Origin of the sequence: Micromonospora inyonensis (assembly GCF_900091415.1) — a bacterium.
GTDB classification, from domain to species: domain Bacteria; phylum Actinomycetota; class Actinomycetes; order Mycobacteriales; family Micromonosporaceae; genus Micromonospora; species Micromonospora inyonensis.
This window is the reverse complement of the sequence record NZ_FMHU01000002.1, coordinates 1,560,462-1,575,542: the sequence shown is the minus strand read 5'-3', so window position 1 is coordinate 1,575,542 and position 15,081 is coordinate 1,560,462. Positions and strand designations below refer to the sequence as shown.

The following is a 15,081-nucleotide window of genomic DNA, read 5'->3' as shown; positions in this document are numbered from 1 at the left end:
CGATACGAGGCAACGCTAACGACTCGGCGCTAACGTCGCTGTCATGACCAGCCTCGAGGTTCCGGCCCGTGACCGGATCGTCCGGGCGGCCGCCACCCTGCTCGTCGAGGGCGGCCGGGAGGCCGTCACCACGCGGGCGGTCGCCCGCGCCGCCGGGGTGCAGGCCCCGACCATCTACCGGCAGTTCGGGGACATGCGGGGACTGCTCGACGCGGCGGCCAGCTACCACCTGGCCACGTACCTGGACGCCCAAGCGGCCCGGCCGCCCGCCGACGACCCGGTCGACGACCTGCGGCGCGGCTGGGACATGCAGGTGGAGTTCGGCTCGACCCACCCGGCCGTACACGGCCTCATGTACGGCGACCCACGTCCCGGCCCCGTCCCGACGGCGGCCCGGGTCGCCCGGGACATCCTGCGCCACCTGGTCACCCGGGTCGCCGAGGCGGGACGGCTGCGCATTGAGGTCGACCGGGCCACCGACCTGGTCCACTCGGCGTGCTGCGGGGTCACCCTCACGCTGATCCGTACCCCGGCCGGGCAGCGGGATCCGGGCCTGTCCACGCTGACCCGGGAGGCCGTGGTCCGCTCGGTGGCCACCGACACCGTCGCCGCCCGCGCGCCACGCCGCGTCGACCGACCGGTACGGCACGCGGTGGCGCTGCGGGCGGTCCTGCCCGAGGTGGCGGCCGACCTGACCGCAGCCGAGCGGGAACTGCTGACCGAGTGGCTGGACCGCATCGTCCACGCCGCCCCACCGCCCTGACGTCGCCGGTGCCGGATCCCGGCTACCGCAGGTTCTGCCACAGCAGGGCGAACCCGAACGCCGTTCCGAACGTGACGATCGCCACCCGGACCACCCTCTCGGGCAGCTTCCGGACGAGCCGGGCACCACCGTAGCCGCCGACGACGGTCGCCGGCACCAGGAGCGCCACCGCCGGCCAGTCGATGCGGCCGAGAAGGACGAAGAGCACCACGGCCGTGAAGGAGATCGCGGCCGACAGCAGGTTCTTGACCGCGACCGTCCGGGCCAGCGCCTCGTCCCGCAGGAGGGCCAGGGCGGCAACCAGGACGATGCCGAACCCCGCGCCGACGTACCCGCCGTAGACACCGCCCAGGGCGACGAGCGCCTGCAGGATGGCCGGGTGTCTCCGACGGGGGCCGGCACGCACGACCCACCCCATCAGTCGCCCCTGCGACGCGAAGACCGCGGAGGCGGCAAGGACGAGGAAAGGCACGATCAGGTCGAAGACACGGGTGGGCGTCAACAGCAGCAGCACCGCCCCGGCGACACCTCCGAGCAGTGCCGCCGGCAGGATGCGGTTCGTTGCGCCGGCCGATCAGCACCCGGGGCGTACCGGAGGAGGCGTGGAAGGCGACGTGCCGTTCGAGGAGGCTCTCGGTGGCGTACGAGTCGCTGTCCAGGAACAGGATCGTGTCCGCGGTGGCACGTCGGATGCCCTCGTTGCGTGCCGCGGACCGTCCGCGGCGGGCCGGCAGCTCGACGAGGCGGAGGTCGAGGCCCTTGCCGTGGTCCGCCACGGCGGTGTAGTCCTCGGCCCCCTCCGTCCCGCCGTCGCGCACCACGACCACTTCGAACCGGTCGGCCGGCAGTGACTGCCGGCTCAGCGAACGCAGCGTCAACTCGAGACTCTGGGCGTCCTTGAAGGTCGGAATGACGACGCTGAGCAGCGGCGCGTGCGGGGTCGCACCGCCGAAATGTAGCCACCATCCGGACAGGACGACATTCGTTTATCTGAATCTTGGCGGAAGCTTGACCTACCACGGCGGGCCTGGCCGGGCCACCACATGCGAAGGAGCCGGGAAGGGCATCGCCCTCCCCGGCTCCGTGCCGGTCGTACCGGTGGTCAGCCCTGCTCCGGGCGGGCACCGTGGGACGGCCCGAGGTGCCGGGCGTACGCGTCGGTGGTGAAGAACGCCGGCAGGTCCTCGCCGAGCGCGGTGTCCTCGAAGATCCGCGCCGCCGCCTCGGCCCGCTCCCGGGCGGTGTCGTCCCGACCCTCGGCGAGGGCGGCCAGTTCCTCGGCGAGGATCGACCGGACCAGGTCCTCGGTGACGCAGCCCCCGTCGGCCAGCGGCGTGCCATGGTGCAACCACTGCCACACCTGGCAGCGGGCGATCTCGGCGGTCGCCGCGTCCTCCATCAGGTTCCACAGCGCCACCGCGCCGGTGCCCCCGAGCCAGGCGTCGACGTAGCGCAGCGCCACCGCGACGTTGGACCGCACCCCGGCGGCCGTGACCTGGCCCGGGGTCTTGTCGACGGCCAGCAGGTCGGCCGCGGTGACCTGCACGTCGTCGCGGAGCCGGCCCAGCTGGTGCGGGCGGTCGCCCAGCGTCGCGTCGAACACCTCGCGGCACACCCCGACCAGGCCCGGGTGGGCCACCCAGGAACCGTCGAACCCGCCGTCGGCCTCGCGTTGCTTGTCCGCCCGCACCCGGGCCAGGGCGGTCTCGTTGACCGCCGGGTCCCGGCTGGGGATGAACGCGGCCATCCCGCCGATGGCGTGCGCGCCACGCCGGTGACAGGTCTGCACCAGCAGCTCGGTGTAGGCACGCATGAACGGCACGGTCATCGTGACGTCGGAGCGGTCCGGCAGGACGAAGTCCGGCCACTGCCCGAAGTTCTTGATGACGCTGAAGATGTAGTCCCACCGGCCGGCGTTCAGTCCCGCCGAGTGCTCGCGCAGCTCGTACAGGATCTCCTCCATCTCGAGCGCGGCGGTGATCGTCTCGATCAGGGTGGTGGCCCGGATCGTCCCGACCGGCAGGCCCAGGTAGTGCTGGGCGAAGACGAAGACGTCGTTCCAGAGCCGGGCCTCCCGGTGGGTCTCCAGCTTCGGCAGGTAGAAGTACGGCCCGGAGCCGGCGTCGAGCTGCCGCCGCGCGCAGTGGTACAGGTAGAGCCCGAAGTCGACCAGGCTGGCCGAGATGGGCCGCCCGTCGACGGCGATCCCCTTCTCCACGAGGTGCCAGCCGCGCGGCCGGACCACGATCGTCGCCACCTGGTCGCCGAGGGCGTAGCGCTTGCCACGCCCGTCGGTGAAGTCGATCCGCCGGTCCAGGGCGTCGATCAGGTTGAGCTGACCGCCGATGACGTTGTGCCAGGTCGGGGCGGTGGCGTCCTCGAAGTCGGCGAGCCACACCCGGGCGCCGGAGTTGAGCGCGTTGACGGTCATCTTGCGGTCGGTCGGCCCGGTGATCTCCACCCGCCGGTCGACCAGCCCCGGCGCGGGCGGTGCCACCCGCCAGGAGGGGTCCGCCCGGATGTGCGCGGTCTCCGGGAGGAAGTCGGGAAGCTGGCCGGTGGCGTACCGGGCCCGGCGGGCCCGCCGGGTGTCCAGCAGCGCCACCCGGCGGGCGGCGAACTCGCTGTCCAGCGCCACCAGGAACGCCAGCGCCTCGGGGGTGAGGACCTCGTCGAAGCGGTCCGCCAGCGGACCGATGATCTCGTACCTCATGCGAACTGCTCCTCTTCGGTGGAGCCGCGCAGGGCGGTGGTCTCGGCGGCCGGGTTGAGCACGGTGCTGATCAGGTCGAAGTAGCCGGTGCCGACCTCCCGCTGGTGCTTGACGGCGGTGTATCCGGTCTGCTCGGCGGCGAACTCGCGCTCCTGGAGGGAGACGTAGGCCGGCATGCCGTCGGCGGCGTAGCCGCGCGCCAGGTCGAACATCGAGTAGTTGAGCGCGTGGAAGCCGGCCAGGGTGATGAACTGGAACTTGTACCCCATGTGCCCGAGTTCGCGCTGGAACTTGCCGATGGTCGCGTCGTCGAGGTGCTTGCGCCAGTTGAACGACGGCGAGCAGTTGTAGGCGAGCAGCTGGTCCGGGTAGCGGTCCTTGATCGCCTCGGCGAAGCGGCGGGCCACCTCCAGATCCGGGGTGCTGGTCTCCATCCAGAGCAGGTCGGCGTGCGGGGCGTAGGCCAGGCCCCGGGCGATGCACGGCTCGATGCCGTTACGGACCCGGTAGAAGCCCTCGGCGGTCCGCTCGCCGGTGACGAAGGGCTGGTCCCGCTCGTCCACGTCGGTGGTGAGCAGCGTGGCGGCCTGCGCGTCGGTGCGGGCGATGACCACCGACGGCACCCCGGCGACGTCGGCGGCCAGCCGCGCCGCCTCCAGGGTGCGGATGTGCTGGCCGGTGGGGACGAGCACCTTGCCACCGAGGTGACCGCACTTCTTCTCACTGGCGAGCTGGTCCTCCCAGTGCACGCCGGCCGCGCCGGCCGCGATCATCGCGGTCATCAGCTCGTACGCGTTGAGCGGGCCGCCGAAGCCGGCCTCGGCGTCGGCGACGATGGGAGCCAGCCAGTCGGCCGCCGAGGTGTCCCCCTCGGCGGTGGTGATCTGGGCGGCGCGGAGCAGGGCGTTGTTGATCCGGCGCACCACCGCGGGCACCGAGTTGGCCGGGTAGAGGCTCTGGTCGGGGTAGGTGTGCCCGGCGAGGTTGGCGTCGGCGGCCACCTGCCAGCCGGAGAGGTAGATCGCCTTCAGCCCGGCCCGCACCATCTGCACCGCCTGGTTGCCGGTGAGCGCGCCGAGCGCGTGGATGTAGTCCTCGCGGTGCAGCAGCCGCCACAGTCGCTCCGCGCCGTGCCGGGCCAGGGTGTGTTCCTCCTGGATCGCGCCCCGCAGCCGCACCACGTCCTCCGCGCGGTAGCTGCGCCGCACCCCCTGCCAGCGCGGGTCGGTCTCCCAAACGTGTCGCAACTGCTCGACTGCGGTCAGCATGGTCCTGCTCCTTCCGGTGTGGTCGGCTTGCCGGTGTGTCGACTACGGTCACACGGGCGCGGCGGGCTGGTCGAGGGACGCAATCAGCCAATTATTGAAAAGTCTCCACGCCATTCTGTTAAGTTGCGAATGCCTTGATTCACAGCGGTGTTAATGTGGGGGAACGCAGTTCACGCGTGGGGAGGTGAGGGAGATCGCCAAGACCTTCGCCGGTGCCCGGCTGCGCCGGATGCGGGAGGACCGGGCGCTCAGCCAAGCGGATCTGGCCCGCCTGCTGAACATCTCGCCGAGCTATCTCAACCAGATCGAACACGACTCCCGGCCGCTGACCGTCCCGGTGCTCATGCGCATCACGGAGGTGTTCGGCGTCGACCCGACCGTCTTCGCCCCGCACGACACCCCCCGACTGGTCTCCGGGCTGCGGGAGGCGCTCGGCGGCCGGATCGGCATCGGCGACCTCACCGAATTCGCCGGCCGGCTGCCCGAGGTGGCCGAGGCCGTGCTCGAACTGCACCGCCGTCACCAGCAGGTGGAGGAGCAGCTCGCCGAGCTGGTCGGCGACCGTGACCTGGTGGGTCGCAGTCCGCACGACCAGGTCACCGAGTTCTTCTACCGCCGGCAGAACTACGTGCCGGACCTGGACGAGGCGGCGGAGCAACTGGCCGCGCGGATCGGGTTGCGACGCGGCGAGGTCCGCGCCGTCCTCCAGGACCGGCTGGCGCAGCGGCACGGGATCCGGATCGCCCGCGAGGAGGCCGGCGCGCTCGGCGGGGAACTCCACCGCTACCGTCCCCAGACCCAGACGCTGCACCTGTCCACGTCGCTGCGGGGTGGGCAGGAGGCGATGCGGATGGCCGCGCAGATCGCGCTGCTGGAGTACGCCGACGTGATCGACGAGATCGTCGAGGAGGAGCGGTTCGGCGACACCCAGACCCAGATCCTCACCCGGGTCGGCCTGGCGAACTACTTCGCGGCGGCGCTGCTCCTGCCGTACGGGCAGTTCCTGGCCGCCGCCGAGCGCCGCCGGTACGACATCGAGCTGCTGACCGAACACTTCGCGATGGGCTGGGAGACGGTCTGCCACCGGCTCAGCACTTTGCAGCGGCCCCGGTCGCGGGGCGTGCCGTTCTCGTTCGTCCGGGTCGACCGGGCCGGCAACATGTCCAAACGCCAGTCCGCCACCGGCTTCCCGTTCTCCCGTACCGGCGGCACCTGTCCGCTGTGGAACGTCTACGAGGCGTTCAGCTCGCCCGGCCGGGTGGTGACGCAGGTCGCCGCGATGCCGGACGGGCAGCGCTACCTCTGGATCGCCCGGACGATCACCCGCCACCACGGCGGCTACGGCCAACCGGGCAAGGTCTACGCGATCGGCCTGGGCTGCGAGACCCGGCACGCCGGCCGGCTGGTCTACTCCGCCGGGATGGACCTGCACGCGGCGGAGGCCGCGACCCCGATCGGGCCGGGCTGCAAGACCTGCGAGCGGATGAGCTGCCCCCAGCGCGCCGCACCGCCGATCAGCCGGCAGCTCGACCTGAACGAGAACCGCAGTACCTTCATCCCGTACCCGCTGAAGGACTGAACGGACGCGGCCCCGTTCCCGCACCGGCTCTTCACAGCGCCCGGGAACTCCGCCAGGATGAGAGAGCGCTCTCCCGCCGGGCACCGTGCCCCCGCCGCGGAAGCACCGACCGCCCCCGCCGATAGGACGAACCCCATGACCATCGCCCCCACCCACCCGTGGCGACAGCCCGGCCGGGCGTTCACGCTCGGGCTCGCGCTGGCTCTCGCCGCCACCGCGGCGAGCGGCCCCGCCGTCGCCGGCCCGCCCCGAGACGACACCCCGGACCTCGGACGCCACGTCACGGTCTTCGATCCGAGCATGCCGATCGGCGAGATCCAGGCAAGACTGGACGCGACGCACGCGGCGCAGGTCGACGCGGAGATGGGTACCGAACGGTTCGCGTTCCTGTTCAAGCCGGGCACCTACGGCACCGCCGAGCAGCCTCTCCAGATCAGGGTCGGGTACTACACCGAGATCTCCGGGCTGGGCGCCGCGCCCACCGACGTCGTGATCAACGGCAAGGTCGAGGCGTACAACCGCTGCCTCACCGGGGGCGGCACCGGCAACTGCATCGCCCTGGTCAACTTCTGGCGTACCGTGTCGAACCTGTCGCTGCGCGTCAACGCGGCGGGCCAGGACGGCTGCCGCTCCACGGCGAACTTCTGGGCGGTGTCCCAGGCGGTGTCGATGCGGCGACTCGACATCAGCGGCGGCGGGCTGTCGCTGATGGACTACTGCACCGCCGGCCCGCAGTACGCCAGCGGCGGCTTCATCGCCGACTTCCGGCTGCCCGCCATCACCAACGGTTCGCAACAGCAGTGGCTGACCCGCAACAGCGAGATCGCGGGCTGGTCGAACGGTGTGTGGAACCAGGTCTTCGCGGGTGTCGTCGGTGCTCCCGACGACGCCGGGTTCCCCGACCCGCCGTACACCACACTCGACACCACCCCGGTGAGCCGGGAGAAGCCGTACCTGTTCGTCGACGGGAAGGGCCGGTACCAGGTCCGCGTGCCCGCCGCGCGGCGCGACACCCGTGGCGTCACCTGGGCCGACGGCCTCACCCCGGGTCGGACCATCCCGATCGGCGACTTCTTCGTCGCCCGGCCCTCCGACCCGGTGCACGTGATCAACCGCGAACTCGCCCGCGGCCGGCACCTGCTGCTCACCCCGGGTGTCTACGACATCGCGCGCAGCATCAGGGTCGAGCGCCCCGACACGGTGGTCCTCGGCATCGGGCACGCCACGCTGACCGCCGTGGACGGCGCCGTCCCGCTGGACGTCGCCGGTGTCCCCGGTGTGGTCGTTGCGGGCGTCACGATCGACGCCGGTCCGACCGAGTCGCCGGTCCTGCTGCGGGTGGGCCGGCGGCACGGGCCCGACCACAGCACCCCGCACAACCCCACCACGCTCTCCGACGTCTACTTCCGCGTCGGCGGCCCCCACATCGGCCGGACGAACATCGCGCTGGAGGTCAACAGCGACCACGTCCTCATCGACCACAGCTGGGTGTGGCGCGGTGACCACGGCGTCGAGGGCTTCACCGAGGGCGTGAACGGCGACACCGACCGGTGGCGCACCAACACCGGCCGCTACGGGGCCGTCATCAACGGCGACCACGTGACCGCCACCGGCCTGTTCGTCGAACACTTCCAGCGGTACAACACCGTGTGGAACGGTGAGCACGGCACCACGGTCCTCTACCAGAACGAGCTGCCGTACGACCCGCCGACGCAGGCCGACTGGATGAACGGCGACGTCGAGGGCTGGGCGGGCTACAAGGTCGGTGACCGGGTGCGCCACCACACCCTCCACGGTGGCGGCGTCTACGTCTTCAACCAGAACAACCCCTCGATCCACACCGAGAACGGCTTCGAGGTCCCGGTGACGCCGGGCGTCCGGCTGCATCACGTGATGACGGTGAACCTCAGCGCCGGCACCATCGACCACGTGGTCAACGGCGTGGGCGGACCGGCCGACACCACCCGGATCGGCGTGCCGGTCCACCTCCCGCGGTATCCGGTGTCCTGACGGGAGGGTCGTCGACCGGGGCCGACGTCCGGCCCGCGCCGGCTCCGGTCGACGCACCCACCGGCCACCCGCTCCGCTGCGCCCCGACGGGTGCCGCCGGGCCGGAGCGGGTGGCCGGCTGATCGGCTACGGTGTGCGTCGTGTCCCGGAGGGCTCGCACGGGAGCCGTTCCGGCGTCGGGCGGGCCGCCCGGCGAGCTGACGGGAAAGGGCCCACGTGGCGAAGACGGTCGTACTCGACGATGATCCCACCGGCACCCAGTCCGCCAGCGGAGTCCGCGTGCTGCTGCGCTGGGACGCCGACCGGCTGACCGAGACGCTGCGCGGCGTGGACGCGGTCTACCTCCAGACCAATTCCCGGGCGATCGACGCTGCGGCGGCCGTGGCACTCGGTCGGCGCATCCGCGCCGAGATCGAGGCCGCCTCCACCGCCCTGGGCGAGCGGGTCGACGTCGTCCTGCGCGGCGACTCGACCCTGCGGGGGCACGTCTTCGCCGAGACCGACGTCTTCACCGGCGACGACACGCCGATCCTGTTTCTGCCGGCCTTCCCGGCCGGCGGACGGACCACCCTCGGCGGGGTGCACTACGTGCTGGTCGACAGGGTGCGGACCCCCGCGCACGAGACGGAGTACGCGGCCGACCCGGTCTCCGGCTTCCGTCACGGCGACCTGGTCGGCTACGTACGGGAGACGTGGTAGGTGTCCAGCTGGAGGAGCACGTGGTCGTGCCCCAGCCGGTCGATCAGGGCGAGCACGTCGGCGACCCGGGGCAGCAGGTAGCCGGGGATGTCGTGGTCGTTGATCGGTTCGACGACGAGCCGCCGGCCGGCCGCCCCGGCCACGTCGGCGGCCCAGCGCAGGTTGTCGACCAGGCAGTCGTGTTGCTCCTCCACGCCGAACCCCGGCAGCTGGATGCCGGCCAGCACGTTCACCAGCGGGCAGTCGACGTCGACGGCGAGCTGCACCGCCTCCCGCAGCCGCTGCCGCCACCGTACGGTCAGCCGGGGGTCGTTGCCGTACCCGCGCTCCCCGGCGGCGAGGTCCCCGGCGTCGGAGTTGAGCAGGGCGACCCGTGACCCGGCGGCCCGCACCAGGCGGGTCACCTCGTCGGGGGTCGGCGGCGGCCAGGGCGTCCCGCCAGAGCGCGCGACCGGCGAGCATACCGGACGCACCGGCCCGGCAGGCGGCCTCGACGGCGGTGGGGAAGTCCGTCGCGGCGACCCCGTTGGAAAGCACCACCCAGGGCCGGGCGAGCTGCCGGTCCAGTTCCCGCAGGCGGTCACCAGGTCGTCGAGGTCGCCCTGGCCCGGCGGGGCACCTGTCCCTTGTAGAGGTCCGGTCCGAGCGGCCCGAACGCGGCGGCGGCGTCGAGGATGGCCGCGTCGAGGTCGAAGTCCCGCTGGTCGGGGGCCGCCACCGCGACCGGTTCCAGGACGGAGAGCAGCCCGGCGCCCCGGCAGAGCGCCACGAACCGCTCGGCGGTGGCCACCCGGCGGTCCTCGTGGCCGTCCCGCTTCCAGATGACCAGGAGCTTCAACGCCACCACGCCGTCGCGGCGTGCCTGGTCGACGTCGACCGCCTCGTCCAGGTCGGTGTCCTCGACCGGGCCGCCCGGCTGCTGGGTGAGCGCGTCCACGGCGAGGATCAGCCCGCAGCCGGCCGGCAGCGGTCGGGTGCTGACGAGTTTCGGGTAGCCGTGGTACCGGTCGATGAGGAAGGCCGACGCCAGCGGGGCGAGTACGGCCGCGACGTCGAGTTTGAACGACACCAGCGCGGCGTCGTCGGCCGGGTGGGACTCCTCGCGGAGCATGGTCCGCAGGCTCTCCCGCTGGTCCATGGCGACCATGGCGAACCTCCCGGTGCCGGGGCGGGCCAGCCGGTCCAGGGTGGGGGGTGCGGTGGCGGTCACGGGGTTTCCTCACTGCCGGAAGGGTCGGGGCTGGTGGCCAACGGTAGGAATCGGGAGCGGTACGCCGTCTCCCACGCCGGGTGGGGCGCGGCGGCGGGTCGGGGTGGTGGCGGGTCGGGCGGGCCGTCCTCGACGCCGATCGCCCGGCCGGCGAGTTGCGCGGCACCGAGCACGGCGGACCGGTGGTCGGGCAGGACCACCACGGGCACCGGCATGACGGCCGCCTTGATCCTCATCCAGGTGGGGTTGGCGGTGGGGCCACCGAAGACCGTCACCGCGTCCGGCCGGTGGCCGCTGGTCGCCACCTGGCTCTCCAGCATCCAGCGCACCTGCATGCACAGCCCTTCGAGGACCGCGCGGCCGAGGTCGGCGAGGTCGTGTTCCGGGCGGACGCCGTGGAACGACAGGGCACGGTGCGGCTCCGGCTGCGGGCTGGCCCGCCCGTGCAGGTAGGGCAGCACGGTGATGCCGGTGGGTGGACGGTCGGTGGTGGCACCGACGAGGTCGGTGAACCAGCGGTACCGGTCCGGGCAGTCCGGCGGCGCGAAGCGCTCCAGCCACCAGTCGACCAGGCCGCCGCTGCTCGACAGGCCGCTGATCAGGCAGTACGACCGGCCGTCGAGGAAGGGGCCGACCGAGATGCCGGTGGGCGTGGCGGGCATCGGCGGCACTGCGGCGACCGGGGTGAGGACCGCCTCGGCCGTCCCCATCGAGTCGGCCGTCCGGCCGGGACCCCGGACCCCGGCGGCCCAGGCCGCGGCGAGGTGGTCGTGGCCGGCGAGGACGACCGGGGTACCGGCCGGCAGACCGGTGCGGGTCGCCATGGCCGGGGTGACCCGGCCGGCGACCCGGTCGGCGGCGACCACCGGGGGCATCTGGTCGGGCCGCAGACCCGCCAGGTCGAGCAGGTCGGACGCGTACGCCATGGCCCGGAGGTCGAACGCGCCGGTCCGGGCGGCCAGGGTCGGGCTGGTGGCGACCGTCCCGGTGAGGGCGGCCAGTACCAGGTCCGCGCTGCTCGCCCAGCGGGCCATCCGCCGGGTCCGGTCGGGGTCGTGCCGCCGCAGCCAGATCCAGCGGGCCAGCGGCAGCTTCGCGCTCGGGTGCAGGCCGGTCGCGACGAAGAACGGCGCGCGGCCGACCGTCTCGGCGAGGTGGTCGGCCTCCCGGTGGGCCCGGCGGTCCTGCCAGTGCAGCAGCTCGCCGATCGGCTCGCCGTCGGCGTCGAGCGGCACCCCGGTCTCGGCCATGCTGGCCAGACCGACGGCCACCGGCGGTACGGGGGCGACCGAAACGCACTCGGCGAGCAGTCGCAGGGCGGTGTCCCGCAGCCCCTCGGCGTCCGGCGGGGTGGCCGCCTGACGCTGCGCCACGGGGGTGCCGTCGGTTCGGTAGACCCCGGCCTTGGTGTGTGTGGTGCCGACGTCCACACCGGCCAGCAACGTCGGCCCACGTGTTCCCCCCGCCATCGGTGTCACTCTGCGGGTGTGAACGAAGGATGTCAATCGTCACGGCCGGGTGGCGGAGCCGGGTCAGGTCCCGGGTTCGTCGAGGGTCAGCGCCCGGCCGGGGCAGATGTGGACGGCCTCCCGCACCCGGACGACCGTCGCGTCGTCCGGGGGACGGTCGTCGAGGACGACGACCATGCCGTCGTCGTCCTGGCCGAACACGGCGGGGTCGGTGAGTACGCACTGGCCGGCGCCGACGCAGCGGGTCCGGTCGGCGGTCACCTGCATCATGCCTCCTCCCAGGTGACCGGGAGGGAGTAGAGGCCGTAGACACCGGCGTCGTCCTTGAACGGCAGCTCCTCGACGGGCGCCGCGAGCGCGAGGCCGGGGACCCGGGCGAAGAGGGTGTCGAAGACGATCTGGAGTTCGATCCGGGCGAGGTTCTGCCCGAGGCACTGATGGGGGCCGAAGCCGAACGCGAGGTGGTGACGGGCCTGGCGCCCGATGTCGAGGGTGTCGCCGTGGGCGAACGCGGCCGGGTCGCGGTTCGCGGTGTTGGCGAGCGTGATGACGCCCTCGCCGGCGCGGATCAGGACACCGCCGACCTCCACGTCCTCCCGCGCGACCCGGGAGGTGGCGAGCTCGGCGATCGTGAAGTAGCGGAGCAGTTCCTCGACGGCCCGGGGCGTGACGGCGGGATCGTCCTTCAGCGCGGCCAGCGCCTCCGGCCGTTCCAGCAGCGCCATCGTGCCCAGCGAGATCATGTTGGCGGTGGTCTCGTGCCCGGCGACCAGCAGCAGGAATCCGAGGCCCGCCAGCTCCCCCGGGTCCGCGCCCCGGGCGATCTGGCGGCCGAGCAGGTCGTCGGCCGGCGTCCGCGTCTTCTCGGCGATGAGTCCCGCCATGTACTCACGGACCTCGGTGACCGCCGCACGACGCTCGACGGTCGGGGTGGAGCGACCCAGCAGCGTGGCGGAGCGGCTCTGGAAGAACTCGTGGTCGGCGTACGGCACACCGAGCAGCTCGCAGATGACCAGGGACGGCACCGGTAACGACAGCGCGGCCACGAGGTCGGTCGGGCACGGCCCGGCGAGCATGGCATCGATGCACTCGTCGACGATCTGCTGGATGCGGGGACGCAGCGCGTTCATCCGTCGGACGGTGAACTCCCCGACGACCGCCCGTCGCGCCGCCCCGTGCTCCGGCGGATCGAGCCCGATCATGGACGGTCGCTCGGAGGAGAACGCGGCGCGCAGTTCGGCGGTGACCAGCGGGTACCCCTCCCGCCTGCGGTCGGAACTGAACCTCGGATCGGTCAGGACCGCGCGGATGTCGTCGAGTCGGCTCAGCGCCCACGCCCACGATCCGTCCGGCAGCGTCACCCGGGCCACGGGTGCGTCCCGTTGCAGTTGGAGGTGCTCGGCCGGCGGGGCGTAGGGGCAGGTGCGTTCCAGCGGAAGCAGTCGAAAATTGGTCATCCTGTGCCTCTCCACCTGAAGAATGATCAAACGGATGAAGCTCGTTCCAAGGGCAAAGCTTACTACCTAAGTGGAGGAATCCGATCCACTTGGGAGACCACCACTCCAGCGCGCGCAGTCGCGCGCCCGCCGAGCCACCGCGATCGTCGAGGCTTCCCCTGGCTCTAGATTTCTGCCACCATTCATCGACGCATTGAAATTTATTGCCTTGGAGGTGCGATGGTCACCCGTCTGCTCCGAATGGCGGCGGCTACCCTGCTCGCCGCCGCCGCTGCCGTGGTCGTCCCGGCGTCCGCGGCGATGGCCGCTCCGACGTTCAAGGTCCCGTTCCCGTGCGGGCAGTCCTGGTCGGGGCAGACCAGGACCGATCACAGCCCGGCCTACGCCATCGACTTCAACCGCACGGACGACCTCGGCGACCCGGTCGTGGCGAGCGCACCCGGCACCGTCGACGTGGTGACCGACCTCGGCGGCACCAGCTACGGCAAGTACGTGCGGATCAACCACGGCAACGGGTACACCACCTACTACGCCCACCTCAACGGCTTCAACGTCTCGGTAGGACAGAGCGTGGGCTACGGGCGGGTGATCGGCTACGTCGGCAGCACCGGCGGGTCGACCGGCCCGCACCTGCACTACGAGCAGCGCCTCAACGGCAACGACATCCAGATCCGGTTCAACGGTGCCCTCGCGCTGTACTGGGGCACCATGACCTACACCAGCGACAACGGCTGCTCCAGCGGCGCCGGCTCCGGCACCGTGAACACCAGCGGCACCGCGCTGACCGTCCGCTCCGGCCCGGGTACGGGCTACAGCGCCGTGGGCACCGTCGCCGACGGCACCCGGGTCACCATCTACTGCCAGACCACCGGCACCACCGTCACCGGCACCTACGGCACCAGCAACATCTGGGACCGGATCGGCTCCGGCCGGTACATCGCCGACGCCTACGTCCACACCGGCTACGACGGCTTCATCCCGGGCGTACCCCGCTGCTAGTCCACCGCCGGTGGGCCGGCAACCGGCCGACCCACCGGCATCCATCCGGCCCACCACCGCATCCCGGAAATCTGGAGTGGTCTTGCTGAACAGAAGACGCCTGCTCGTCAGCGCCGCTGCCGCGACGGCCGCGGTCGCCGTCGGGCGACCGGCCGCCGCGGTCCTGCCCCAGGTCAACATGGAGGCGCTGATCAAGGCCGCGCAGATCGATCCCCGGCGCGCGGACAGCGCCATCACCACCGGCAGCAAGGACAGCGTGCTGCTGGTGGAACGCGCGTTGCAGGCCCGTGGCCTGCTCGCCAGCACCTACGTGGACGGGCACTTCGGCACCAGCACCGTCGCCGCCTACGCCGCGTACCAGCGTTCCCTGGGATACTCCGGCCTCGACGCCACCGGCCTGCCCGGGATCACCTCCCTGCGGCTGCTCGGCGAGCAGCGCTTCACCGTCGTCCAGCCCCTCTCCCCGGGCGGTGTCGTCGCCTTCCGGGGCGTGAGCGTGAACACCCGCACCAGGGCCATGCTGCTGGAGGCGGAGCGGCTTCTCGGCGCCCAACTGGTCGTCACCCAGGGCTCCTACACCTCCGGCAACTCGACCTCCGCCGGCACCCACGACGGTGGCGGAGTACTCGACCTGTCGGTGAGCGGCATGACGACGACCTACCGCACCACGGTCGTGCAGCGCCTCCGCCTGGTCGGCTTCGCCGCCTGGCTCCGCACCCCGTCCCAGGGGGACTGGCCGTACCACATCCACGCCGTCGCGCTCGCCGACACCGACCAGTCCGCCCCGGCCCAGCACCAGGCCGGGGACTACTACCTCGGGCTCAACGGGCTCGCCAACCGCGCCCCCGACGACGGGCCCGCCGTCAGCCCCAAGCGGACCTGGGAGGAGTACCAACGAACCCTCTGAACGGCGG

14 protein-coding genes and 2 pseudogenes are annotated in these 15,081 nt (G+C 72.2%); 6 read left to right on the top strand and 10 right to left on the bottom strand.

Annotated features, from left to right (window positions below):
- Positions 1-43: 43 nt before the first annotated feature.
- Positions 44-763, top strand: a complete 720-nt coding sequence (locus GA0074694_RS21505; RefSeq protein ID WP_091461210.1) for a TetR/AcrR family transcriptional regulator — start codon at positions 44-46, stop codon at positions 761-763.
- A 22-nt stretch (positions 764-785) separates the two neighbouring features.
- Here the strand turns inward: GA0074694_RS21505 and GA0074694_RS21500 are convergent, their stop codons facing one another.
- The 4 genes and pseudogenes from GA0074694_RS21500 to aceA all read right to left on the bottom strand — a co-directional run bounded on the left by GA0074694_RS21500 (position 786) and on the right by aceA (position 4,744).
- Positions 786-1,313: a sulfite exporter TauE/SafE family protein gene (locus GA0074694_RS21500; RefSeq protein WP_091461208.1), complete on the bottom strand. Its 528-nt coding sequence runs from the start codon at positions 1,311-1,313 to the stop codon at positions 786-788.
- Between the two features lie 55 nt (positions 1,314-1,368).
- Positions 1,369-1,674 (bottom strand): annotated as a pseudogene (locus GA0074694_RS34295) (glycosyltransferase family 2 protein); the annotation flags it as partial.
- 191 nt (positions 1,675-1,865) lie between these two features.
- Positions 1,866-3,476 carry a malate synthase A gene (gene aceB / locus GA0074694_RS21490; protein WP_091461205.1) on the bottom strand — a complete coding sequence of 537 codons (1,611 nt, stop codon included), beginning with the start codon at positions 3,474-3,476 and terminating at the stop codon, positions 1,866-1,868.
- Positions 3,473-4,744 (bottom strand): isocitrate lyase, encoded by a 1,272-nt coding sequence (aceA, locus tag GA0074694_RS21485; protein WP_091461203.1) that lies wholly within the window; start codon positions 4,742-4,744, stop codon positions 3,473-3,475. Before aceA ends, aceB begins: the two co-directional genes overlap by 4 nt.
- A gap of 184 nt (positions 4,745-4,928) precedes the next feature.
- On the opposite strand from aceA, the gene GA0074694_RS21480 reads away from it, so the two are divergent.
- The 3 genes from GA0074694_RS21480 (at position 4,929) to GA0074694_RS21470 (ending at position 9,032) form a co-directional block, all read left to right on the top strand.
- Entirely contained in the window at positions 4,929-6,323 is a 1,395-nt protein-coding gene (locus GA0074694_RS21480; protein ID WP_218105766.1) for a short-chain fatty acyl-CoA regulator family protein, read from the top strand.
- A 135-nt stretch (positions 6,324-6,458) separates the two neighbouring features.
- Positions 6,459-8,333, top strand: a complete 1,875-nt coding sequence (locus GA0074694_RS21475) for an adenylyl cyclase (RefSeq protein ID WP_425413628.1) — start codon at positions 6,459-6,461, stop codon at positions 8,331-8,333.
- 216 nt (positions 8,334-8,549) lie between these two features.
- The gene (locus tag GA0074694_RS21470) at positions 8,550-9,032 is read left to right on the top strand and encodes a four-carbon acid sugar kinase family protein (protein ID WP_091461202.1); all 483 of its coding nucleotides are present in this window, start codon (positions 8,550-8,552) and stop codon (positions 9,030-9,032) included.
- Here the strand turns inward: GA0074694_RS21470 and GA0074694_RS21465 are convergent.
- The 6 genes and pseudogenes from GA0074694_RS21465 to GA0074694_RS21440 all read right to left on the bottom strand — a co-directional run bounded on the left by GA0074694_RS21465 (position 9,011) and on the right by GA0074694_RS21440 (position 13,168).
- Positions 9,011-9,436, bottom strand: coding sequence for a TIM barrel protein (locus GA0074694_RS21465; RefSeq protein ID WP_176738056.1), 426 nt, complete (start codon positions 9,434-9,436; stop codon positions 9,011-9,013). The genes GA0074694_RS21470 and GA0074694_RS21465 overlap by 22 nt on opposite strands.
- A gap of 43 nt (positions 9,437-9,479) precedes the next feature.
- Positions 9,480-9,599: pseudogene (locus GA0074694_RS34290) on the bottom strand (hypothetical protein); the annotation flags it as partial.
- 13 nt (positions 9,600-9,612) lie between these two features.
- The gene (locus GA0074694_RS21455) at positions 9,613-10,242 is read right to left on the bottom strand and encodes a beta/alpha barrel domain-containing protein (protein WP_091461198.1); all 630 of its coding nucleotides are present in this window, start codon (positions 10,240-10,242) and stop codon (positions 9,613-9,615) included.
- Positions 10,239-11,711: an FGGY-family carbohydrate kinase gene (locus tag GA0074694_RS21450; protein ID WP_091461196.1), complete on the bottom strand. Its 1,473-nt coding sequence runs from the start codon at positions 11,709-11,711 to the stop codon at positions 10,239-10,241. The genes GA0074694_RS21455 and GA0074694_RS21450 overlap by 4 nt, the downstream gene beginning before the upstream one ends.
- Before the next feature lie 63 nt (positions 11,712-11,774).
- Positions 11,775-11,978, bottom strand: a complete 204-nt coding sequence (locus GA0074694_RS21445) for a ferredoxin (RefSeq protein ID WP_091461195.1) — start codon at positions 11,976-11,978, stop codon at positions 11,775-11,777.
- Positions 11,978-13,168, bottom strand: coding sequence for a cytochrome P450 (locus GA0074694_RS21440; protein WP_091461193.1), 1,191 nt, complete (start codon positions 13,166-13,168; stop codon positions 11,978-11,980). Before GA0074694_RS21440 ends, GA0074694_RS21445 begins: the two co-directional genes overlap by 1 nt.
- A 219-nt stretch (positions 13,169-13,387) precedes the next feature.
- Here GA0074694_RS21440 and GA0074694_RS21435 point away from each other — a divergent pair, with 219 nt between their 5' ends.
- Both GA0074694_RS21435 and GA0074694_RS21430 read left to right on the top strand, forming a co-directional pair.
- Positions 13,388-14,167, top strand: coding sequence for a M23 family metallopeptidase (locus tag GA0074694_RS21435; protein WP_245714834.1), 780 nt, complete (start codon positions 13,388-13,390; stop codon positions 14,165-14,167).
- Between the two features lie 82 nt (positions 14,168-14,249).
- Complete coding sequence (locus GA0074694_RS21430; protein WP_091463553.1) at positions 14,250-15,074, top strand: peptidoglycan-binding domain-containing protein; 825 nt, start codon at positions 14,250-14,252, stop codon at positions 15,072-15,074.
- The last annotated feature ends 7 nt before the right edge of the window (positions 15,075-15,081 follow it).

What these genes read in the sequence shown, in the direction of transcription:
- aceB (WP_091461205.1), bottom strand. Translation starts at nt 3,476, where the DNA reads ATGAGGTACGAGATCATCGGTCCGCTGGCGGACCGCTTCGACGAGGTC.
- GA0074694_RS21435 (WP_245714834.1), top strand. Translation starts at nt 13,388, where the DNA reads ATGGTCACCCGTCTGCTCCGAATGGCGGCGGCTACCCTGCTCGCCGCC.
- GA0074694_RS21445 (WP_091461195.1), bottom strand. Translation starts at nt 11,978, where the DNA reads ATGCAGGTGACCGCCGACCGGACCCGCTGCGTCGGCGCCGGCCAGTGC.
- GA0074694_RS21450 (WP_091461196.1), bottom strand. Translation starts at nt 11,711, where the DNA reads ATGGCGGGGGGAACACGTGGGCCGACGTTGCTGGCCGGTGTGGACGTC.
- GA0074694_RS21475 (WP_425413628.1), top strand. Translation starts at nt 6,459, where the DNA reads ATGACCATCGCCCCCACCCACCCGTGGCGACAGCCCGGCCGGGCGTTC.
- GA0074694_RS21440 (WP_091461193.1), bottom strand. Translation starts at nt 13,168, where the DNA reads ATGACCAATTTTCGACTGCTTCCGCTGGAACGCACCTGCCCCTACGCC.
- aceA (WP_091461203.1), bottom strand. Translation starts at nt 4,744, where the DNA reads ATGCTGACCGCAGTCGAGCAGTTGCGACACGTTTGGGAGACCGACCCG.
- GA0074694_RS21505 (WP_091461210.1), top strand. Translation starts at nt 44, where the DNA reads ATGACCAGCCTCGAGGTTCCGGCCCGTGACCGGATCGTCCGGGCGGCC.